General features: G+C 38.6%; 14 protein-coding genes. 5 read left to right on the top strand and 9 right to left on the bottom strand.

Annotation, left to right across the window (positions count from 1 at the left end; genetic code table 11):
- The first annotated feature begins 392 nt into the window (after positions 1–392).
- Both SPK86_RS10615 and SPK86_RS10610 read left to right on the top strand, forming a co-directional pair.
- The gene (locus tag SPK86_RS10615) at positions 393–2,456 is read left to right on the top strand and encodes a thioredoxin domain-containing protein (RefSeq protein WP_330949334.1); all 2,064 of its coding nucleotides are present in this window, start codon (positions 393–395) and stop codon (positions 2,454–2,456) included.
- Positions 2,457–2,516: 60 nt separating this feature from the next.
- Positions 2,517–2,654: a hypothetical protein gene (locus SPK86_RS10610; protein ID WP_284139200.1), complete on the top strand. Its 138-nt coding sequence runs from the start codon at positions 2,517–2,519 to the stop codon at positions 2,652–2,654.
- Positions 2,655–2,741: 87 nt separating this feature from the next.
- On the opposite strand, the gene SPK86_RS10605 is transcribed toward SPK86_RS10610, so the two are convergent.
- Together SPK86_RS10605 and SPK86_RS10600 are read right to left on the bottom strand one after the other, a co-directional pair.
- Positions 2,742–2,981, bottom strand: a complete 240-nt coding sequence (locus SPK86_RS10605; protein WP_284139199.1) for an indolepyruvate ferredoxin oxidoreductase subunit alpha — start codon at positions 2,979–2,981, stop codon at positions 2,742–2,744.
- 210 nt (positions 2,982–3,191) lie between these two features.
- The gene (locus SPK86_RS10600; RefSeq protein ID WP_330949333.1) at positions 3,192–5,366 is read right to left on the bottom strand and encodes a DNA topoisomerase III; all 2,175 of its coding nucleotides are present in this window, start codon (positions 5,364–5,366) and stop codon (positions 3,192–3,194) included.
- Between the two features lie 206 nt (positions 5,367–5,572).
- Between SPK86_RS10600 and ytaF the strand changes: the two genes are divergently transcribed.
- Positions 5,573–6,205, top strand: coding sequence for a sporulation membrane protein YtaF (gene ytaF, locus SPK86_RS10595; protein ID WP_330949332.1), 633 nt, complete (start codon positions 5,573–5,575; stop codon positions 6,203–6,205).
- A gap of 102 nt (positions 6,206–6,307) precedes the next feature.
- Here the strand turns inward: ytaF and SPK86_RS10590 are convergent, their stop codons facing one another.
- Complete coding sequence (locus tag SPK86_RS10590) at positions 6,308–7,126, bottom strand: ZIP family metal transporter (RefSeq protein ID WP_284139196.1); 819 nt, start codon at positions 7,124–7,126, stop codon at positions 6,308–6,310.
- A gap of 821 nt (positions 7,127–7,947) precedes the next feature.
- Here SPK86_RS10590 and SPK86_RS10585 point away from each other — a divergent pair.
- Complete coding sequence (locus SPK86_RS10585) at positions 7,948–8,799, top strand: CvfB family protein (protein ID WP_330949331.1); 852 nt, start codon at positions 7,948–7,950, stop codon at positions 8,797–8,799.
- A 95-nt stretch (positions 8,800–8,894) separates the two neighbouring features.
- On the opposite strand, the gene SPK86_RS10580 is transcribed toward SPK86_RS10585, so the two are convergent.
- Positions 8,895–9,176, bottom strand: a complete 282-nt coding sequence (locus tag SPK86_RS10580) for a hypothetical protein (RefSeq protein ID WP_284139195.1) — start codon at positions 9,174–9,176, stop codon at positions 8,895–8,897.
- A gap of 243 nt (positions 9,177–9,419) precedes the next feature.
- Here SPK86_RS10580 and SPK86_RS10575 point away from each other — a divergent pair, with 243 nt between their 5' ends.
- Entirely contained in the window at positions 9,420–11,117 is a 1,698-nt protein-coding gene (locus tag SPK86_RS10575; RefSeq protein ID WP_330949330.1) for a M3 family oligoendopeptidase, read from the top strand.
- A 76-nt stretch (positions 11,118–11,193) separates the two neighbouring features.
- Here the strand turns inward: SPK86_RS10575 and SPK86_RS10570 are convergent, their stop codons facing one another.
- The 5 genes from SPK86_RS10570 to arcC form a co-directional block, all read right to left on the bottom strand.
- The gene (locus SPK86_RS10570; RefSeq protein ID WP_284139193.1) at positions 11,194–12,522 is read right to left on the bottom strand and encodes a uracil/xanthine transporter; all 1,329 of its coding nucleotides are present in this window, start codon (positions 12,520–12,522) and stop codon (positions 11,194–11,196) included.
- A 239-nt stretch (positions 12,523–12,761) separates the two neighbouring features.
- On the bottom strand, positions 12,762–13,241 hold the full coding sequence (locus tag SPK86_RS10565; RefSeq protein ID WP_284139192.1) for a DinB family protein: 480 nt from the start codon (positions 13,239–13,241) through the stop codon (positions 12,762–12,764).
- A gap of 246 nt (positions 13,242–13,487) precedes the next feature.
- Positions 13,488–14,210 carry a response regulator transcription factor gene (locus SPK86_RS10560; RefSeq protein WP_284139191.1) on the bottom strand — a complete coding sequence of 241 codons (723 nt, stop codon included), beginning with the start codon at positions 14,208–14,210 and terminating at the stop codon, positions 13,488–13,490.
- Between the two features lies 1 nt (position 14,211).
- Positions 14,212–16,830, bottom strand: coding sequence for a sensor histidine kinase (locus tag SPK86_RS10555; RefSeq protein ID WP_330949329.1), 2,619 nt, complete (start codon positions 16,828–16,830; stop codon positions 14,212–14,214).
- 211 nt (positions 16,831–17,041) lie between these two features.
- On the bottom strand, positions 17,042–17,980 hold the full coding sequence (gene arcC / locus SPK86_RS10550) for a carbamate kinase (RefSeq protein WP_330949328.1): 939 nt from the start codon (positions 17,978–17,980) through the stop codon (positions 17,042–17,044).
- Positions 17,981–18,034 lie beyond the last annotated feature (54 nt).

The following is an 18,034-nucleotide window of genomic DNA, read 5'->3' as shown; positions in this document are numbered from 1 at the left end:
ATTTTCTTGACGGAGAATGAAAAAATAATGCTTACACAGAATTCTTGACACTACCCTCAAATTTGGAGGTTCTCGCTCGAATTTGGCTGCTTCTCGATCGAGTTGGGCTGTTTCTCGATCGAATTTGGAGGTTCTCGCTCGAATTTGGAGGTTCTCGCTCGAGTTGGGCTGCTTCTCGATCGAATTTGGAGGTTCTCGCTCGAATTTGGCTGTTTCTCGATCGATTTGAGCTACTTCTCGCTCGAATTTGGAGGTTCTTGATCGAATTTGGGGGCTTCTCGCTCGAATTTGGGTGCTGTTCACTCAAGTCAGACGCTCCTGCCTTTTTCAATTGCTACAATCATTTCTTTCCAGTAAGATAAAATAACGATAAACGAAGCGGGTGATATGAATTGGCTCTAAATCAATTAATAAATGAAAAATCTCCATATTTACTTCAGCACGCCGACAATCCAGTCCACTGGTATCCTTGGGGAGAGGAAGCTTTTCTCAAAGCAAAAACAGAAAATAAGCCTATCTTTCTTTCAATCGGCTATAGCACTTGCCATTGGTGTCATGTGATGGCACATGAATCCTTTGAGGATGAAGAGGTAGCAGCTCTTTTAAATAAATATTATATTTCTATCAAGGTCGATCGAGAAGAACGTCCAGATGTAGATTCTATTTATATGAAGGTTTGTCAAATGATGACCGGTCATGGAGGGTGGCCGTTAACCATTGTTATGACACCGGATAAAATCCCCTTTTATGCAGGAACATATTTTCCGAGAGAAAGAAAGCACGGGCTACCCGGAATAATGGAGGTACTCACACAGCTCCACCATAGCTATGTAGAAAATCCAAAACGAATTACGAAGATAACGGAACAAGTACAACAAGCCTTAGCACAAACAGTTCAAGAAAAAAGCGGAAAACGGCTATCCATCGAAACAGCTGATCTTGCCTTTCAACAGCTTAAAAAGCAATTTGATCTAACACATGGCGGATTTGGTTCAGCTCCAAAATTTCCTCAGCCTCAAAACTTATTATTTCTACTACGGTATGCGCACTTTACCGAAAACAAAACCGCGCTGCAAATGGTGGAACGAACGTTAGAGAAAATGGCCGCGGGTGGCATTTATGATCAAGTCGGCTTTGGCTTTTCAAGGTATGCAACCGATGAAAAATGGCTCATTCCGCATTTCGAAAAAATGCTTTATGATAATGCCCTTTTATTAATGGTGTATACGGAAGCATACCAGATTACGAAAAAGACAGATTATCAAAAAATTGCCGAACAAATCGTGGCGTTTGTGATGCGCGAGATGACCGATCAGAAGGGAGCTTTTTACTCAGCTATTGATGCTGATTCAGAAGGGGTAGAGGGTAAATATTATGTATGGAAGGATGAAGAAATATTCGATATCCTTGGTGAAGAGCTTGGTCAATTATATGCCGATGCTTTTAACATAACGCCATTCGGAAATTTCGAGGGGGCAAACATTCCTAATCAAATCGGTATTTCTATGGAAAAGGTTGCCCAGCAGCATGGTTTAACCGTCGATGCACTGAATGAAAAGCTTACATTTGCACGTCGCCAGCTTTTGCAAGCAAGAGAAAAAAGAGTTTATCCACACGTCGATGATAAAATTTTAACTGCATGGAATGGACTAATGATTGCTGCGCTTGCGAATGCTGGAAAGGTTTTTAATGAATCCTCCTATACAAAGGCAGTAGAAAATGCACTTCATTTCGTTGAGCAAAATCTCTTCCTAGACGAGCGGCTTTTCACACGCTATCGTGATGGAGAAACAAAGCACAAAGCATATTTAGATGATTATGCCTTTCTAGCATGGGGATATATCGAATTATACAATGCCACCTATACTCCTTGCTATTTAGCAAAGGGAAAAGATTTACTTTATTCCATGATCGATTTATTTTGGGACAAGGATAATGGCGGGTTCTTTTTTACTGGAAAAGACGGCGAAAGCTTAATTGCCAAGGATAAAGAAGTATATGATGGTGCATTGCCATCAGGGAATAGTGTAGCTGCAGTAATACTTGTACGCATGGCGCACCTTACTGGGATATCGACTTTTTTAGAATGTGTGGATGAAATGTACGATACGTTTTATGCTGATTTACATCTTAATCCATCAGCGAGCGCATTTTTCATGCAAACCATCCTGTTGACCGAATCTGCATCAAAGGAGATTATTCTTCTCGGGAAAAAGACAGATCCCAATAGAATAAAATTTTTCCGTGATTTTCACCAAACCTTCTTACCTGAAGCTTCAATTTTAGCAGCTGAAAGCATTACGGAATTAGAGAATATCGCACCATTCACGGTAAATTATCCTGAATTAAACGATCAAACGACGATTTATATTTGTGAAAACTTTGCCTGCCAAGCACCTACGACGGATGTTAACAAAGCAATCGGTCAGCTCATACGAAATAATGAAATGAAATAGCGAAACACTTGAAAAACAGCTATAATTAAAGCAGTAGTATGTAAAAAGGAGAAAAAAACAATGGTGAAAGTAAAAATGAATGTTCAAACTGCCTATCATGGCGACTTATTGCGTGAAGGAAAAGTGTATGAGGTGGATGAGGAAACAGCAAAGCGGTGGCTTGCCAGTAAGCTTGCTGAGAAGGTAACAGAAGAATAAAATTCGAACCTAAAATAGCGTTATATAAGAAGAAATCCCGCTTTCATAGAGAGCGGGATTTCTTCTTTGTTCGTTTTCATGTAACTTCTATCGATTGGCAAAGAAGGCTTCTGCCTTTTCCAAGTATACTTCTTGATCAGGGGTTAAATCATATTCTTCCTCAATTGCATCTACAGGACACACTGCTTTACAGGCAGCACAATCGATACAAATATCTGGATCTATATAAAATTGATCCGGGCCCTCTTCAATGCAGTCAACCGGACATACACTGACACATTCAGCAGCTTTTTCCTGCCGGCATGGATCTAATATAACAAACGCCATGAAATTGTTCCCTCCCTAAATGATAACATTATTATACCCTTCCATGATATACGATAAGGGCGTCGTTCGTAAACCGCTTTGTTCTAAGGAATGTTAAACATGCCCATCATAAATGCACTGTTAGAAATAGCGCTACGCTAGATTATAAGTATGCTCACTTCTTTCACATACATCAAAAATCAATGCTACTTCAAATTTTTTCTTTTCCTGTTATTTTTTAAGCTTAGCCAATTGTTCAGCCAAAGCATTATTTTTAAAGCCATCATCCTGCTTTTTTAAATACTTATTCACATCTTTTTTCGAAACTTTCCCTTTTTTCTCTTGTTCTTTTCGTTTATTAAAGGTGGAGAGTTTTTCACGATGGCCACACTTACAAAGAAACATCTTCCCTTCTCCTTCGCCGCGAAGCTCCATTCGTTTATGACAATTTGGACAGCGCGCATTCGTTACCTTGGCAATATTCTTTTTGTTCCCACAGGAGCGATCCTGACATACGAGCATCCGCCCATTCCTGTTCTTTACTTCAAGCATTAGCTTGCCACAATCCGGGCATTTCGTCCCTGTTATGTTATCATGCTTAAACGTCTCACCACTTGATTGGATTTCCGTAACAACTTCTTTTGTATAAGCTTGAATCTCCGCAATAAAGCGTTTTTTATCCAGCTTTCCTTCGGCAATTTTGCTCAGCTTTTGCTCCCATTCTGCGGTTAAAGCTGGTGAACGTAATTTTTCTGGAACGAGATCAAGCAATTGCTTTCCTTTCGATGTTAAATAAATGTACTTCCCCTTCATTTCCATCATGGCACTATGAAAGAGCTTATCAATGATATCTGCTCTTGTTGCAACCGTACCGAGACCACCTGTTTGGTTTAATGTTTTTGCTAAGTGCTTTTCATCATTACTCATGTAACGGGAAGGGTTTTCCATCGCTTGAAGCAAGCTTCCTTCTGTAAACCGTTCGGGAGGCTTTGTTTCTCCAGTTGTAAGATGTAGCTTAGCAACCGTCAGTTCATCACCCTTATTTAAGGAGGGTAACTGTTGTTCATCGATTGCCTCATCTTCTGTAAAGCGATCATCATAGATTGCCTTCCAGCCTTTTGAAATGACGTTATTTCCTTTTGCAGTAAAGGTCTCGCTGCCTAGCTTTGCGAGGATTGTCGTTTGCTCATATTCATAAGGCGCGGACAATACAGCTAAAAATCGTTTAACTACAAGGTCATATATTTTCCGTTCCTGATCGCTCAAATCCTCTAAAATGACAGACTCTTCTGTTGGGATAATGGCATGGTGATCGCTTACTTTGGCATTATCTACAACCGATTTGGGTAGCTTCCAATCCTTTCGCTTGAGCACTCGCTGTGCCGCTTTTGCATATTGATCAACGCCACACGCATTGACTCGTTCCTTTAATGTTGGCACAATATCCGTAGAGATAACGCGTGAATCTGTTCGTGGATACGTGAGCACTTTATGCTGTTCATAAAGACGTTGCATCAAGTTTAAGGTTTGCTTTCCTGAGAATCCAAATATTCGATTGGCATCCCGTTGTAGTTCTGTTAAATCATATAACTGTGGTGCATGCTTGTTCTTATGCTTCTTTTCTATATTTTCGATTACTGCTTTCTTTCCAGTGACCTGATTGACAATATCCTCTGCTTTGTTTTTTGCAAACGTGCGATGATTTCCCTTTTCATCCTGCCACGTTAATGTAAAGCCCTTATTCGTTTTTGCTTGAATACCGTAGAAAGACCGCGGCTGAAAACTACGAATTTCTTCTTCTCTAGCAGCAATCATGGCTAGTGTGGGTGTTTGCACACGTCCACTTGAAAGCTGTGCATTAAATTTCGTTGTTAACGCTCGGGTTGCATTTAAACCAACATACCAGTCAGCTTCTGAACGCGCTACTGCTGATGCATATAAATTTTCATATTGTGAACCCGGCTTTAATTTGCGAAATCCATCTTGAATCGCTTTATTCGTAACTGACGAAATCCATAATCGTTTTACAGGCTTTTTCACACGCGCTTTTTCTATTATCCAGCGCGCCACAAGCTCTCCTTCTCTTCCTGCATCTGTAGCAATAACGATATCCGATACATCATTACGATTTAATTGCGTTTTTACCGTATTAAATTGCTTGCCTGTTTTTTTAATGACAATCGTCTTTAAACGCGGTGGAAGCATCGGTAAATCCTCTAGTCGCCACGTTTTATATTTATCATCATATACCTCTGGGTCTGCAAGTGTAACAAGGTGTCCTAGTGCCCATGTTACGATATATTGTTTTCCTTCAAAATAGCCGTTTCCCTTTTTCGTGCATTGAAGCACTTTAGCGATATCACGACCAACAGAAGGCTTTTCTGCTAATACAACTGTTTTACTCATGTTTAAAAATCCTCTCTTTCAAAACATATCTCTATAAATGTAACACAAATTCCACACTGCTTGAATTCTTCTCTATTTTCATCTAGTACAATAGCTCTATTTGTTGCCCTTACGCAAAAAAATGATTGATCCGCCCAAACACAAGACCATCCTCTCCCATACAATAGTTAGCAATTAAAGAAAGTAAAAGTTAAAGGAATGGTGCTATGCTATATTATACAGGATTGTTACTACTTGTTATTGCTGTAAGTTTAGATGGTTTTGGTGTTGGTATTAGCTATGGAATGCGAAAAATTCAAGTACCTGCATCTGCGTTAGCAATTATTATGTCATGCTCTGGAATTATCGTTCTTTTATCTATGACGCTAGGAGGATGGCTTAGTACGTTTATTTCTCCAGAGCTAGCAAAAACATTAGGTGGATCTGTATTAATATCGCTAGGTTTTTTTTCACTTTACAACACGATCCGCTCCACAGTTAAACGCGATGATACCGAAAGTATAAACACGGACTCTAATACAACTGGACTGCAAAATATTAAAACAGTGCTTACTACACCTGATCAAGCAGACTTAGATAAGTCTGGAAACATATCACCCGGAGAAGCGCTATTACTTGGTTCAGCACTTGCACTCGACGCATTTGCTGCTGGAATCGGCGCAGCGATCCTTGGTTATCCCCCCCTCACAACCGCTGTTATGATTGCTTTCATGAGTGGTCTTTTTCTATCTATTGGTATTCATATTGGTATTCTGCTTTCCAAGAGCAAACGACTAGAACGAATGTCCTTTGTTCCACCTGTATTATTAATTACCCTTGGTATTCTAAATATCTTTTAATCCAGAATAATGCACGAACAAACAACTACGCCTTTCTCAAAGAAGTCTCATCGAGAAAACCAGAGGCATCATTTATCCAAATTAAAAAGGATTGGGCTACGCTTAGCCCAATCCAACATCCAAGATCATCATAATTGTAAAACCGATCATTAACGCAAGTGATGCTAAATCCTTATTTCCTTCTTCTTGTGAGCCTGGGATTACTTCTTCGGCAACAACAAAAATCATCGCACCTGCCGCAAAGCTTAATGCATATGGTAACAATGGTTCAACAAACGTCACTGCTAATACACCAATAACAGCTGAGATTGGTTCAACCATCCCAGAGAACTGGCCGTAAATAAAACTTTTTCTGCGCGACATTCCTTCTCGACGTAACGGAACGGAAACAGCAACACCTTCAGGCAGGTTCTGAATACCAATTCCAATCGCTAAAGCAACTGCACTAGCCAGCGTTCCTGAATCCAAACCAGCTGCCACTGCCCCAAATGCAACACCGACTGCTAAACCTTCTGGTATATTATGTAGGGTAATCGCTAATACGAGCAATGTACTCCTTTTCTTCCGATTCGGATTGATTCCCTCCGCCTCACTCATATCTAGACCTGGATGTAAATGTGGAAGAACTTTATCCGTTCCCCATAAAAAGAAACCACCAAGCATAAAGCCTACCGCTGCTGGAATCCATGCCGGCACAGCAGAATTCTTTTCTGCCATCTCAATCGCTGGGGATAAGAGCGACCAAAAGCTAGCAGCTATCATCACACCACCCGCAAAGCCGAGCATGCCATCGAGGAATTTTTGACTCATATTTTTTTTCATAAATACAACAGCTGCACCGAGGGCAGTCATTCCATAGGTAAAAAGCGATGCGATTAACGCTTGATACATTGGATCTAATTCCATAAATGTAGCTATCATTGCTGCTTCACTCCATAATAATATTGTTACTATTATATATACAGCAATACATTTTGTCTATTTAACCGAAATTCATTTACCAAAATTGACACAATAACTACGCAACCAATCTGATGTTCGTTTCAGTGCACTACAAGTATTCATTTCTTGTCATGAATAGAAAAACAGATACCATCATATAGGAAGTATTTCCTTTATCATGGTATCTGCTTTATTTATTTGTTCTTATATCATTGAAATAATCCAGCCTATAACAACAATAGCCCCGATAATCATTAAGATTGTTCGAATCATGTTTTTCATCCTCTCCCGTTCTTAATAGCACTTCTTACTTTTACTTTAATACCCAAATGCGCTCGAGCAAAAACATGAATTTCTTTTTAACGGTTTTCGATGCAAAAAATCATTATTTATAGGAACAAAAATAAGTTGACATGACCACCAAAATATGAGATTATAATGTGTACTGCAATTAAAGTAACACAATTGCTGGCATTCTGCAGTGTTTTTAAGGATGCTTATTCACACTGGCGCGACTAAAGGGTCGCAAGGACGTAAGAGCAGGTAGGGCTTACGTTGCTTAAGTTAGAAAACCGGTGGAAGATGAACCGCGGATATAGGCTTGGAGCGTTACCAAGCCGATGAAAAATTTCGTTTATAACTCTATATAGCAGTGCTTTCCTATAAAACGAAACGAATACGCCTCTAGAAAAGGCGCTAAATAAAATGAAAAAGTTTGTGTTACTTTAACATCAAAGGGGTACTCTTTTTAAGGAAGGGTATCCCTTTTCCAATACATACAAATGGAAGGATGAAGCATTTTGGTTTTAGCAATAGGGACGATTGAAACGATGCAGGTAGATCGTTTAATTGAAAATGGATATGTATTACAAAAAGATTTGGATGAAGCATTATTACACCATAATGAAGCAACAAAACCACTTGAAACAGGCGAAGAAGTTAAAGTGTTTCTTTATCATGATAAAAAAGGAAACATCACTGCAACAATGAGCTTACCTGTAATTAGTATAGATCAATACGGGTGGGCAGAGGTAGTCGAATCAAAACAAAATCTTGGTGTGTTTGTTTCCATTGGAACAACGAAGGATTTTCTTGTATCAAAGGATGATTTACCACTATTTGAAGATGTTTGGCCACAAGCCGGAGATCAGCTTTACGTTACATTAGGCAAGGATCGAAAAGGTCGCTTACTTGCACTTCCTGCCACAGAAGGTGTCATAAATGGCATTCGCGAATGGGCAGCAGAAGAGTATTTAAACAAACAAGTTACGGGGCATGTGTATCGAACAAGTCGAGAAGGAACAGCAATCATCACAGATGAAGGATACCGTGGCTTTATTCACCATTCTGAACGAAAGACCGAACCAAGATTAGGTGAAAAAATTCAAGGTCGAGTTATTGATGTAAAAATAGATGGCACGTTAAATGTAACCCTTCGACCATTAAAGCAAGATAGTTTGGACGAGGATGCAGCGATTATCCTCAATCATTTGCAGGAACACGATGGTGTAATTCCTTTTACCGACAAAAGCGATCCAGAAGATATACGTGCAACATTTCAAATGAGTAAAGCCGCTTTTAAACGGGCGCTTGGAAGACTTATGAAACAGAAATTAGTTGAACAACGAGATGACAGTACTTGGCTACTGTAATACATTCCTTCATTCATAGTGCGAGATTTCAATAGCGCTATGAAAATACAGAAAAAAAGAGCGATGTTTATTATACACATCGCTCTTTCTCTTATTTATGAAGCTTTTACATTAACATGAACAATAGAAGTTATGATTGTACCAATCGCAGCAGAAAACATAAATGCAATTCCCCAGCCGCCAAGTGGTGCCCCCATCATTTCTATTTTCCCCACCATGGTTGCAGATACGACCATGACTAAGCCGCTACCAAAGATTACTAATGCCGGATAATACGGCAGGTACGTTGCCTTTGAAGCTGCTTTCGCTAGTGCAAAACCGATAACTAGCAATACGAGTGTCATAACCGCACCAATGATAACTACGGATTCGACCATTATTTCACCCCACAAATATATTATGTATCAATCCATTGCATACTCCATTTTAGTCTACAATCGAATATTCAGAAAGTCAATGTTTCCACGATGGATATCGTAGAATTAGAACTAGATGTCCTATAAGGATACAAATCCTTCTCTAAATTTCCGCTAAAGAAGCGTTATCGTTTATAATAGATAAATATAAAGCAACATAGACAGCAATCAATCCCATATAATTAATTAAAAGGAGGAATACATATGCTACAATTTGAAGATTACAACTACGAAAGACCAGATTTAGCAAAAGAAAAAGCTGCATTTACACATTTATTAACTGCTTTTCAAACAGCAAACAATGCAGAAGAACAAACAAAAGCAATCGAGAAGATCAATACCTTCCGTAATCATCTTGCAACATTGTACAATCTCGTTTACATTCGAGCTTCTATCAATACAAAGGATGATTTTTATCAAAAGGAACGGGATTATTGGAATGATATCCTTCCAGAAGTACAGCAAATGAATACCGAATTTTATAAACAGCTCGTTGCTTCTCCGTTTCGTAATGAATTAGAAGAAAAATGGGGAACCCAGCTTTTTCAAATTGCTGAATATGAAATGAAAGCCTTCTCGCCTGAAGTCATTCCATTACTGCAAAAGGAGAATAAGCTGACATCCGAATATGCAAAGCTTGTCGCTTCAGCTGAAATAGATTTCGATGGAGCAACATATACGTTAGCACAGCTGGGACCATTTACGCAAAACAAGGACCGTGCTATTCGAAAACGCGCAGTAGAAGCACGGGCATCTTTCTTCGAAAATAATGCCCAAACCTTTGACAGAATTTATGACGAGCTTGTCAAAGTTCGCCATGACATCGCATTAAAGCTAGGATTTAAAAACTTCGTCGAGCTTGGATATATTCGCATGCAGCGCATTGACTATGATGCAAATATGGTTGCTATCTTTCGCAAACAAGTACGGGATTCTATTGTTCCACTCGTTTCAAAGCTTTACGAAAAACAAGCAGAACGTATTGGTGTAGATTCCATGAAATTTTATGATGAAGACTTTAAATTTCAAAGTGGAAATGCCACTCCAAAAGGGACTCCAGAATGGATTATTGACAATGGAAAATTAATGTATGAACAGCTTTCAGATGAAACGAATGAATTTTTCCACTATATGCTCGACCGAAATCTAATGGACTTAGAAGCAAAAAAAGGAAAAGAAGCTGGTGGATATTGCACCTTTATTGAAGACTATCAATCTCCATTTATTTTCGCAAACTTTAATGGAACGTCAGGAGATATTGATGTTTTAACACATGAAGCTGGACACGCATTTCAAGTTTATTCTAGTCGTAACATCGGCATTCCAGAATATTTATGGCCAACAAGTGAATCCGCAGAAATTCATTCGATGAGTATGGAATTTTTCACATGGCCATGGATGGAAAATTTCTTTAAAGAAGACACAGAAAAATACAAGTTCTCTCATTTAGCAAGTGGACTAGAGTTCTTACCATATGGTGTTGCAGTCGATGAATTTCAACACCTTATTTACGAAAATCCTGAATGGACACCTGATGAACGAAAAGCAGCTTGGAAAAAGCTAGAAACTATTTACCTTCCCCATCGGGATTATGATGGACAGTCTTATTTAGAAGCTGGGGGATTATGGCAGCGTCAAGCACATATTTACGAAATTCCATTCTACTATATTGATTATACGCTTGCACAAATCTGTGCCTTTCAATTCTGGAAGCGATCCCTGGAAGACCATGATAAAGCTTGGGAGGATTACGTAAACCTTTGCAAGTTAGGTGGTTCAAAATCCTTCCTTGGATTGGTTGAAGCAGCACATCTACAATCTCCGTTTGAAGAAGGAACGGTAGAATCAATCGTTCAAACGATTGAAAACTGGTTAAATGCTGTCGATGATCAAGCATTATAATCCATACTTCTAACATTAACAAAGCTAGGACAAAGGTTTCTACTTGTCCTAGCTTTTTATTTCGCATAAATAAAAATTAATTATTTCTGGAAGATTCTTTTTTAATTATACCTGCACGATCCCAATCAACTAGATTTTCTAATAAAAGTGACAGCACGATTCCTACAAGTAACCCATTACTAATTAATGGGCGTATGACAGCTGGAAGCGAACTAAAATATCCAGCAGGCATCGTCATAATAATTACTCCTGCAAAAACAGGAATAGCCGACCGATATACATTGACAATCGTAAATTCAACGTTTTTAAAATAGGCTACGGACGAACCGAAAAGCTGTAAATAAGCGACAAAGAGCACCGCACTACCTACACTTAATGGAAGCATTGTAAAAAAGTCGCCGATTGCAGGAATGAGCCCCATCATAAAAAAGAGAATGCCGCCTAAAACAAAAGGCAATCTTCGTAAATCGCCAGTTTGCTTTAAAAATCCAATGGATGATACATATGGGGCATATGGAACTAATCCAAGCAGTCCAGAAGCTGTAGAAAATGCGCCATTAATTGCAAAATGATTCCGATATTCCTTTTTTGTAGTTGTGCGTTGATACATCGGATCTGTTCCTTTTAGTGCGCCAAATGTATTCGCGATATTTAATAAACCAGTCATAATAACGGTAATAATTATTCCCCATTCTAACTGTGGTTTTCCTAATGGAAAGATTGCAATATCAAACAAGGACGTCTCAATTGATGTTTTCTCCGCACCAAAAATCGTTGCATGCAATACCCAGCCAACACACATTCCAATTAACAAGCTATACCTACGCAATATTTTCGGTCCTTTAACACTAATTAAAATTACTATGGTAACAATAACGAGCGATAAAGGAGCGATCGTTACATCAATTTCACCTGGTAAGGAAACATCGCCAAAGGGAATTCCAAGCATCCCCTTCATAAAAATCCCGACGAGTTGAATGCCGAACAAAAACATGAAAACACCCATCACTGCAGAATTAAACAGCTTAGCTAAGATTGGTCCTAATCCAAACAAGCCGATAAGTATTGTGAGACACCCAGAAATAACAATACCTATAGATAGGCTCCCCCCAACGACATGTAGAGGAATTCCTTGAGCTGCTGCACTTGAAGCCAGTGTTAAAATAACTCCCCACCAAAGACCAGACTGTCCTTCTAGTAAGGGGCGCCGATGACCAATAATTGCCTGAATCACACAAGCAATTCCTGTCACAATAAACGATAAATGCAGCATGGATGCCACGCGTTCATCTGATAATTGAAATGCTGTTCCAACCGTAATTGGAATAACGACGATATTTGCGAAAATAAAAAAGAGCCATTGCAAGCCCGACATCCAAATATCATATTGTAAAAATCGATTCATCCTTATCACCTTTGCTTGATCTTCAAGACCATATTTATCTTTGTTCCACTATTTTAAATACACACTTTCATCCCGATTTATACTCCCCTCACCCAATTTATGGGCATTAAAAAGTTTATTATATCATAGAACAATATGATCCGTTCGATGGAATTAGCTAATGTTTAAGAGTAGGTAGATTCACACCGAAGTAAAAACGTAGCCATATAGCTCTTTACTAAAGACAGCGTAAGAAACCATTAATCCCATATCTTTGGACGGTCAATCCCCATTGTTCGCATATAGTCTAATAATTGGCCTGTATGAACGGATTCGTGATAAGAAACTCTTAACAACATTTCTCCAAGTTTTTTCTTATAACCACCTTCATCAAGAAGGTCTATTTCTATACTGTTTAATTCATTTACTGGAATTAATCGAATAAACTCTAAAAAAGCTTTGCGATATGGCATAGAAAAATCGATTTCATCATCTACTGAGATGAACGCTTTCCCCTCAAAAGGATTGACTATATTTGCAAGAGCCTTACCGCTTCTCCCTACCATTACCTGGTGAAAAAGAAACTCCCCTTGTAGTAAATGTCTAATTATTTCTGCACAAGTAAGCGCCGTTTCATCAGGCTTCCAATTTAACTTTTCAGTGGGGATTGCTTTCCAAACCTTAATACTTCGACTTCTAACCTCTTCAGAATTTAAAGCTAATATTTCAGTTGCATTCATCAAATCCCTCCTTGTAATGATAGATAAACTATAGCAAAGTTGTTCTTAAATTCCAAAATATAATTGCAATTCCGATAAATTTATCCGGTGAGAATTTTCATCACCCACTAATTGGAACATGAGGATAATTATCACCAGTTACTTGTGAAATAAAAAAACTGCACCTCCAATTGTTAGATGTGTTTAACAATTTGGGTGCAGTTGAGACAAAGCTGTTTTTTCATTAAAAAATATCGAATTTACATATTACTCTACTGATAAGCCCTGCTTTACACTTCGAAGCATATATCCCAAGCCTGGATACGTAATAATATATTCCTCTTCCTGCTTTAACCGTTCCTTAATTTTTCTGCGAATGCGCGCTATTGCAACACGTAAATATTCAACATCATCGCGATACTGTGGTCCCCATACTTCAGAAAGCAATGTTTCATGTTGTACAACCTTGTCCAAATTTAAAGCTAACTTTTCAACAATCAAAAATTCAGTTTGGGTTAACTTTAGTTCTTCTCCATTCATCCAGCAACGCTTACTTCCAATATCGATATCTAACACACCTGTCTGAATGGTTGCTGTCGGTACGCCTGCTTGATCATTCAAGCTTGGTTGACTTCTGCGCAATACGGCATTAACTCTTGCAAAAAGCTCATCTAATGAAAAGGGCTTCGTCAAATAATCGTCCGCGCCAAGATTTAACCCATTTACTTTATCCTTTGGATTACTCCGGGCGGTAAGCATAATAACTGGTACGTTTGAGAACTTCCTTAGTTCTTCTAATACGTAAAAGCCGTCCTGTCCCGGCATCATAATATCTAGTAGAATCAGATCTGGTGAGATAAGATCATATTTTTCAAGAAACTCTTCACCTGAACCAGCTGTTGTAACCTCATAACCTACCGACTTAAGGTTTGCAGAAATAAATCGAAGAATCTTTGCCTCATCATCAACGACACATATCTTTTGTTTCATGTTATGCACCATCCTCTAATGGAAAATAAAGGGTAAATTTACTTCCTTGCCCTGGCTTACTATCCACTTCAATTTTACCTTCATGTGCTTCCATAATCCCTTTACAAATCGAAAGTCCAAGCCCTGTTCCACCAGATCTCCTTGTTGCTGTAACATCGACCTGATAAAACCGATTAAAGATTTTTTCTAAATGCTCTTCCTCGATACCGATACCATTATCCTCCACAATAATCGCAATGGAATCCGCTTCCTTTGTTAGCGTAATATCAATTTTTTTATGCGGTTCATCATTGTAGCGCAAGGCATTCGTAAATAAATTGACTAGAACCTGCTGTACCCGTTGCTTGTCCGCGTAGAAGAACAGTTGATCCGTTAGTTTGTTTTGGAACGTAAAAGTAGCTTGCTCTTGAAGAACTTTCGGCACGAGATCCAGCGATTTTTCAATAACATGATCTGCCCTTATCTTGTTCCGTTCCACAAACATCGTACCTGACTCGATTTTCGAAATATCCATCCAATCATTTACTAAATGCTGAATTCGCTCAATATCCTCATGCACACCTTCTAATAGCTCCTGTTGAAACGCTGGCTCCCATTCAACATCCGAACGAAGTAACGTTTCAACGCTTCCTCTAATATTTGTGATCGGAGTCTTAAATTCATGAGAAGTAAGGGAAATCAAGTTGTTTTTTAATGTATCAATTTCCTCTTCCCTTGTAATATCTCGAATGAGTAGCCCTTCACCAATTCGTTCCGTATCTGAAACAACAGAAAACTTATGGAGCATGTAGAAATCAACCTTGCCAGCTTTATGTTTATATTCTAGCTTTAGTTCCCCGTCTTCTTCCTCAAAAAACGCTGCTAGCTCCGCTTGATCAACCTCAAACATATTAGCAAATCGGTGATATACATCATCTAAAACTTCAAGCCTTTCATGCTTAAAATCATTTTTCGTAATCACCTTTAAGAAAAATTCGTTAACATACTCGATTTGCTTATTCGTGTTTAGAAGCATAATACCTTCAAACATACTTTCTAACACTGCTTCTAATTCAGCATGCTTGTTACGGTATCTTTCATATAGCAGCTTATTCTGAAGCATAATTGCTAACGAGCGCGCAAACGTTTGTAAAAATTCCTTATCATTATTTTCAATCGTCTGTCCCTCAAGTAGATCTACTACTAAAAACCCTTTTGGAGCGGAATCGACATAGATTGGTTCTTTATGCTGCTTCGTTCCATACATACACTGGGTTAAATATTCCTCGAATTCTTGATTTGTTCGTATATCGGTACTCGTAACAGCAAGTTCCTTAAACAATACGTGAATCGAGTAGTCCTTATATTGCTCGATGTTCTGCAGGCAATGCTGGATAAAATGCGCAAGGTCACGCTGTGAAGAAACCGATGTGATTAGCTTATTAACTGCTCGCAGCTCCAGATTCTTATTTCTTAAATTAGCTGTTCGTTCTTGCACACGCTTTTCTAGCTCCGTATTAAGCTCCATCAATTCTTCCCGATTATACTCAATTTCTTTCATCATTTCATTAAAATGAAAGAGCACTTCTTTCATTTCCTTTGGTCCCCGAATTTCATTTTCCAGCTTAATCGGTTCTTTCTTTTTATAGCTGCGTGAATAGCGCTTAATATGTTCCAGCAATCTCCGAATCGTTTTCTCTAAACGGTTCGTCAACAGAAAACTTACACTAATCATGACAAGGCTTGTTACAAGAATAAACAATAAAATCGTTAAGATTGCACTTTTAAACGAGTTTGTTATCACTGCAGACGGGTTTGCAATCCACACCGTCCAGCCTAAATCGTCCAGCTTAGCATAAGTAATATATTCCTCTTCCTTCCCTTCTTCCTGAAGGGTTAGACTTTTATCGCCTGATTTTTGATGTGCCGCAATGTAGCGAACAATCTTGGAGTTAGACATATTTACCATTTCTGTTCGTGTGTCTACTTCCGGATGGGCAATGACATTGTTTTCTTGATCAAGGACAACTGCATAGCTTGCCTCTCCTGAAATTCGTTTGGAAACATATTTATCAAGCTCGTTTAAATCGAGTGCACCTAATATATATCCTTGCATGTTTCCATTTTGATCAAATATAGGTGAAGCAATCGTAACTAATAAAATATCTGTTCCGCCTCTTCCATGAAAAACAGAAGAAATCACTGTCTCCTCCGTTTTCACAAGCTCACGGTAATACGAGCGATCGCTAAAGTTCAGGTGCTCACGTTTAACACCATCTGTATAAACATCAGGATAAAAAACAATCGATTGACCATTAATATCCCCTACATATAAATTTACAAAGCCTGGATAATTCATTTTAATATCCTTTAATTTCCGCTCAATCTTTTCGAAATCTCCTTCGGTAAAGAGAGAAGAAATATTAAGGGACATCGTATTTATGATTCTTTCATGCTGATGGACATAGCTCTCAATATAGTCATCGAGGAACTCTGTTACGATAACTTGGTTATTTTTATTCTCGTTCACTAAAGATGATAATTGATAAATTTGAAAGATACCTAGAATAATTATGGAGGACAAGCCAATTGTTAAAAATGAGTATATAAGTTCTTTTTTAAAGGATCTTGATTTTCCCATTATGCCCTCCCTCTCCTCATTCATCTCTGTTTTGGATATGTTAAGAAATGAACATGTTGTCTTTTTTCATTATAAAATATAAAACCATTACTTTCACTATAATTTTCGACTTTTTCCGTCATGATTCGACTAATCGGTTTTTATTTTACTAACACAAAACGGTATTGAACTTCATATCACACATGAATTCAATACCATTTTGCAAATCTGATTATCTTTTAATTTGAGTACCTGCTTTTCCTTCCATCGCAAGGTCCGCTTCATTTAATGAGCATATAATCGCGCGGCCACCCATTTCTGCAAATTGAATCGCAGCTTCCATTTTAGGCCCCATACTGCCCGCGGAAAATTGTCCTTCTTGTTGATATCGTTTCGCTTCTTCCAATGAAATAGTCCCTAATGCTTTTTCATTTGGTTTTCCGTAATTGATATATACATTGCTCACATCTGTTAAAATCATCAATGCATCTGCCTGTGCCTCTTCGGCCAGCTTAAAACCACTACGATCCTTGTCGATTACGGCTTCAATCCCCTTGTACGTTCCATCTTGCTGTTTTACAACTGGGATTCCACCACCACCAGATGCAATAACAATCGTTCCTTGATCCGTTAAGGACTTTATGAGTGCTGAGCCAAGAATGGATTTAGGATAAGGAGAAGCAACCACTCTTCGCCATCCACGGCCTGCATCTTCTTTAACGACCCAGCCTTTGTCATTCGCGAGTTTCCTTGCTTCTTCTGCTGAATAAAAAACACCAATCGGCTTTGAAGGATCATCGAATGCAGCATCATCAGGATCTACCTCTGTTTGTGTCAGCATACTTACTACCTCATTGGATAAGCCTAGCTTATGCAATTCATTTTTCAACGTTTGATCCATCATATAGCCGATAAACCCCTGCGATTCAGCACTACAAACGTCTAGTGGAAATGGTGGAACGACATCCTTCGCTTCCTCGTTTTGCCGTAAAATATTACCGACCTGTGGGCCATTTCCGTGTGTCACGATTACTTGATGACCATTTTTAACGATTCTAGCAATAATTGCTGTGCTTTTATTTACATTTTCTAATTGGTTTTCATAGGTTGCTGCTTGTTTTGGCTGTAAAATAGCATTTCCGCCTAATGCAATAACGACTTTTTCTCCCAATGTGTTTCCTCCTCGTATATTATGTTTAGAAGCTATTTTCCGCCTATTGCTTGA

The sequence above is a fragment of the Virgibacillus sp. MG-45 genome (assembly GCF_036409425.1).
In the GTDB taxonomy this organism is placed as follows: domain Bacteria; phylum Bacillota; class Bacilli; order Bacillales; family Amphibacillaceae; genus LDC-1.
Note: the sequence above shows the minus strand (reverse complement) of the source record. Positions and strands in the feature narration are given on the sequence as shown.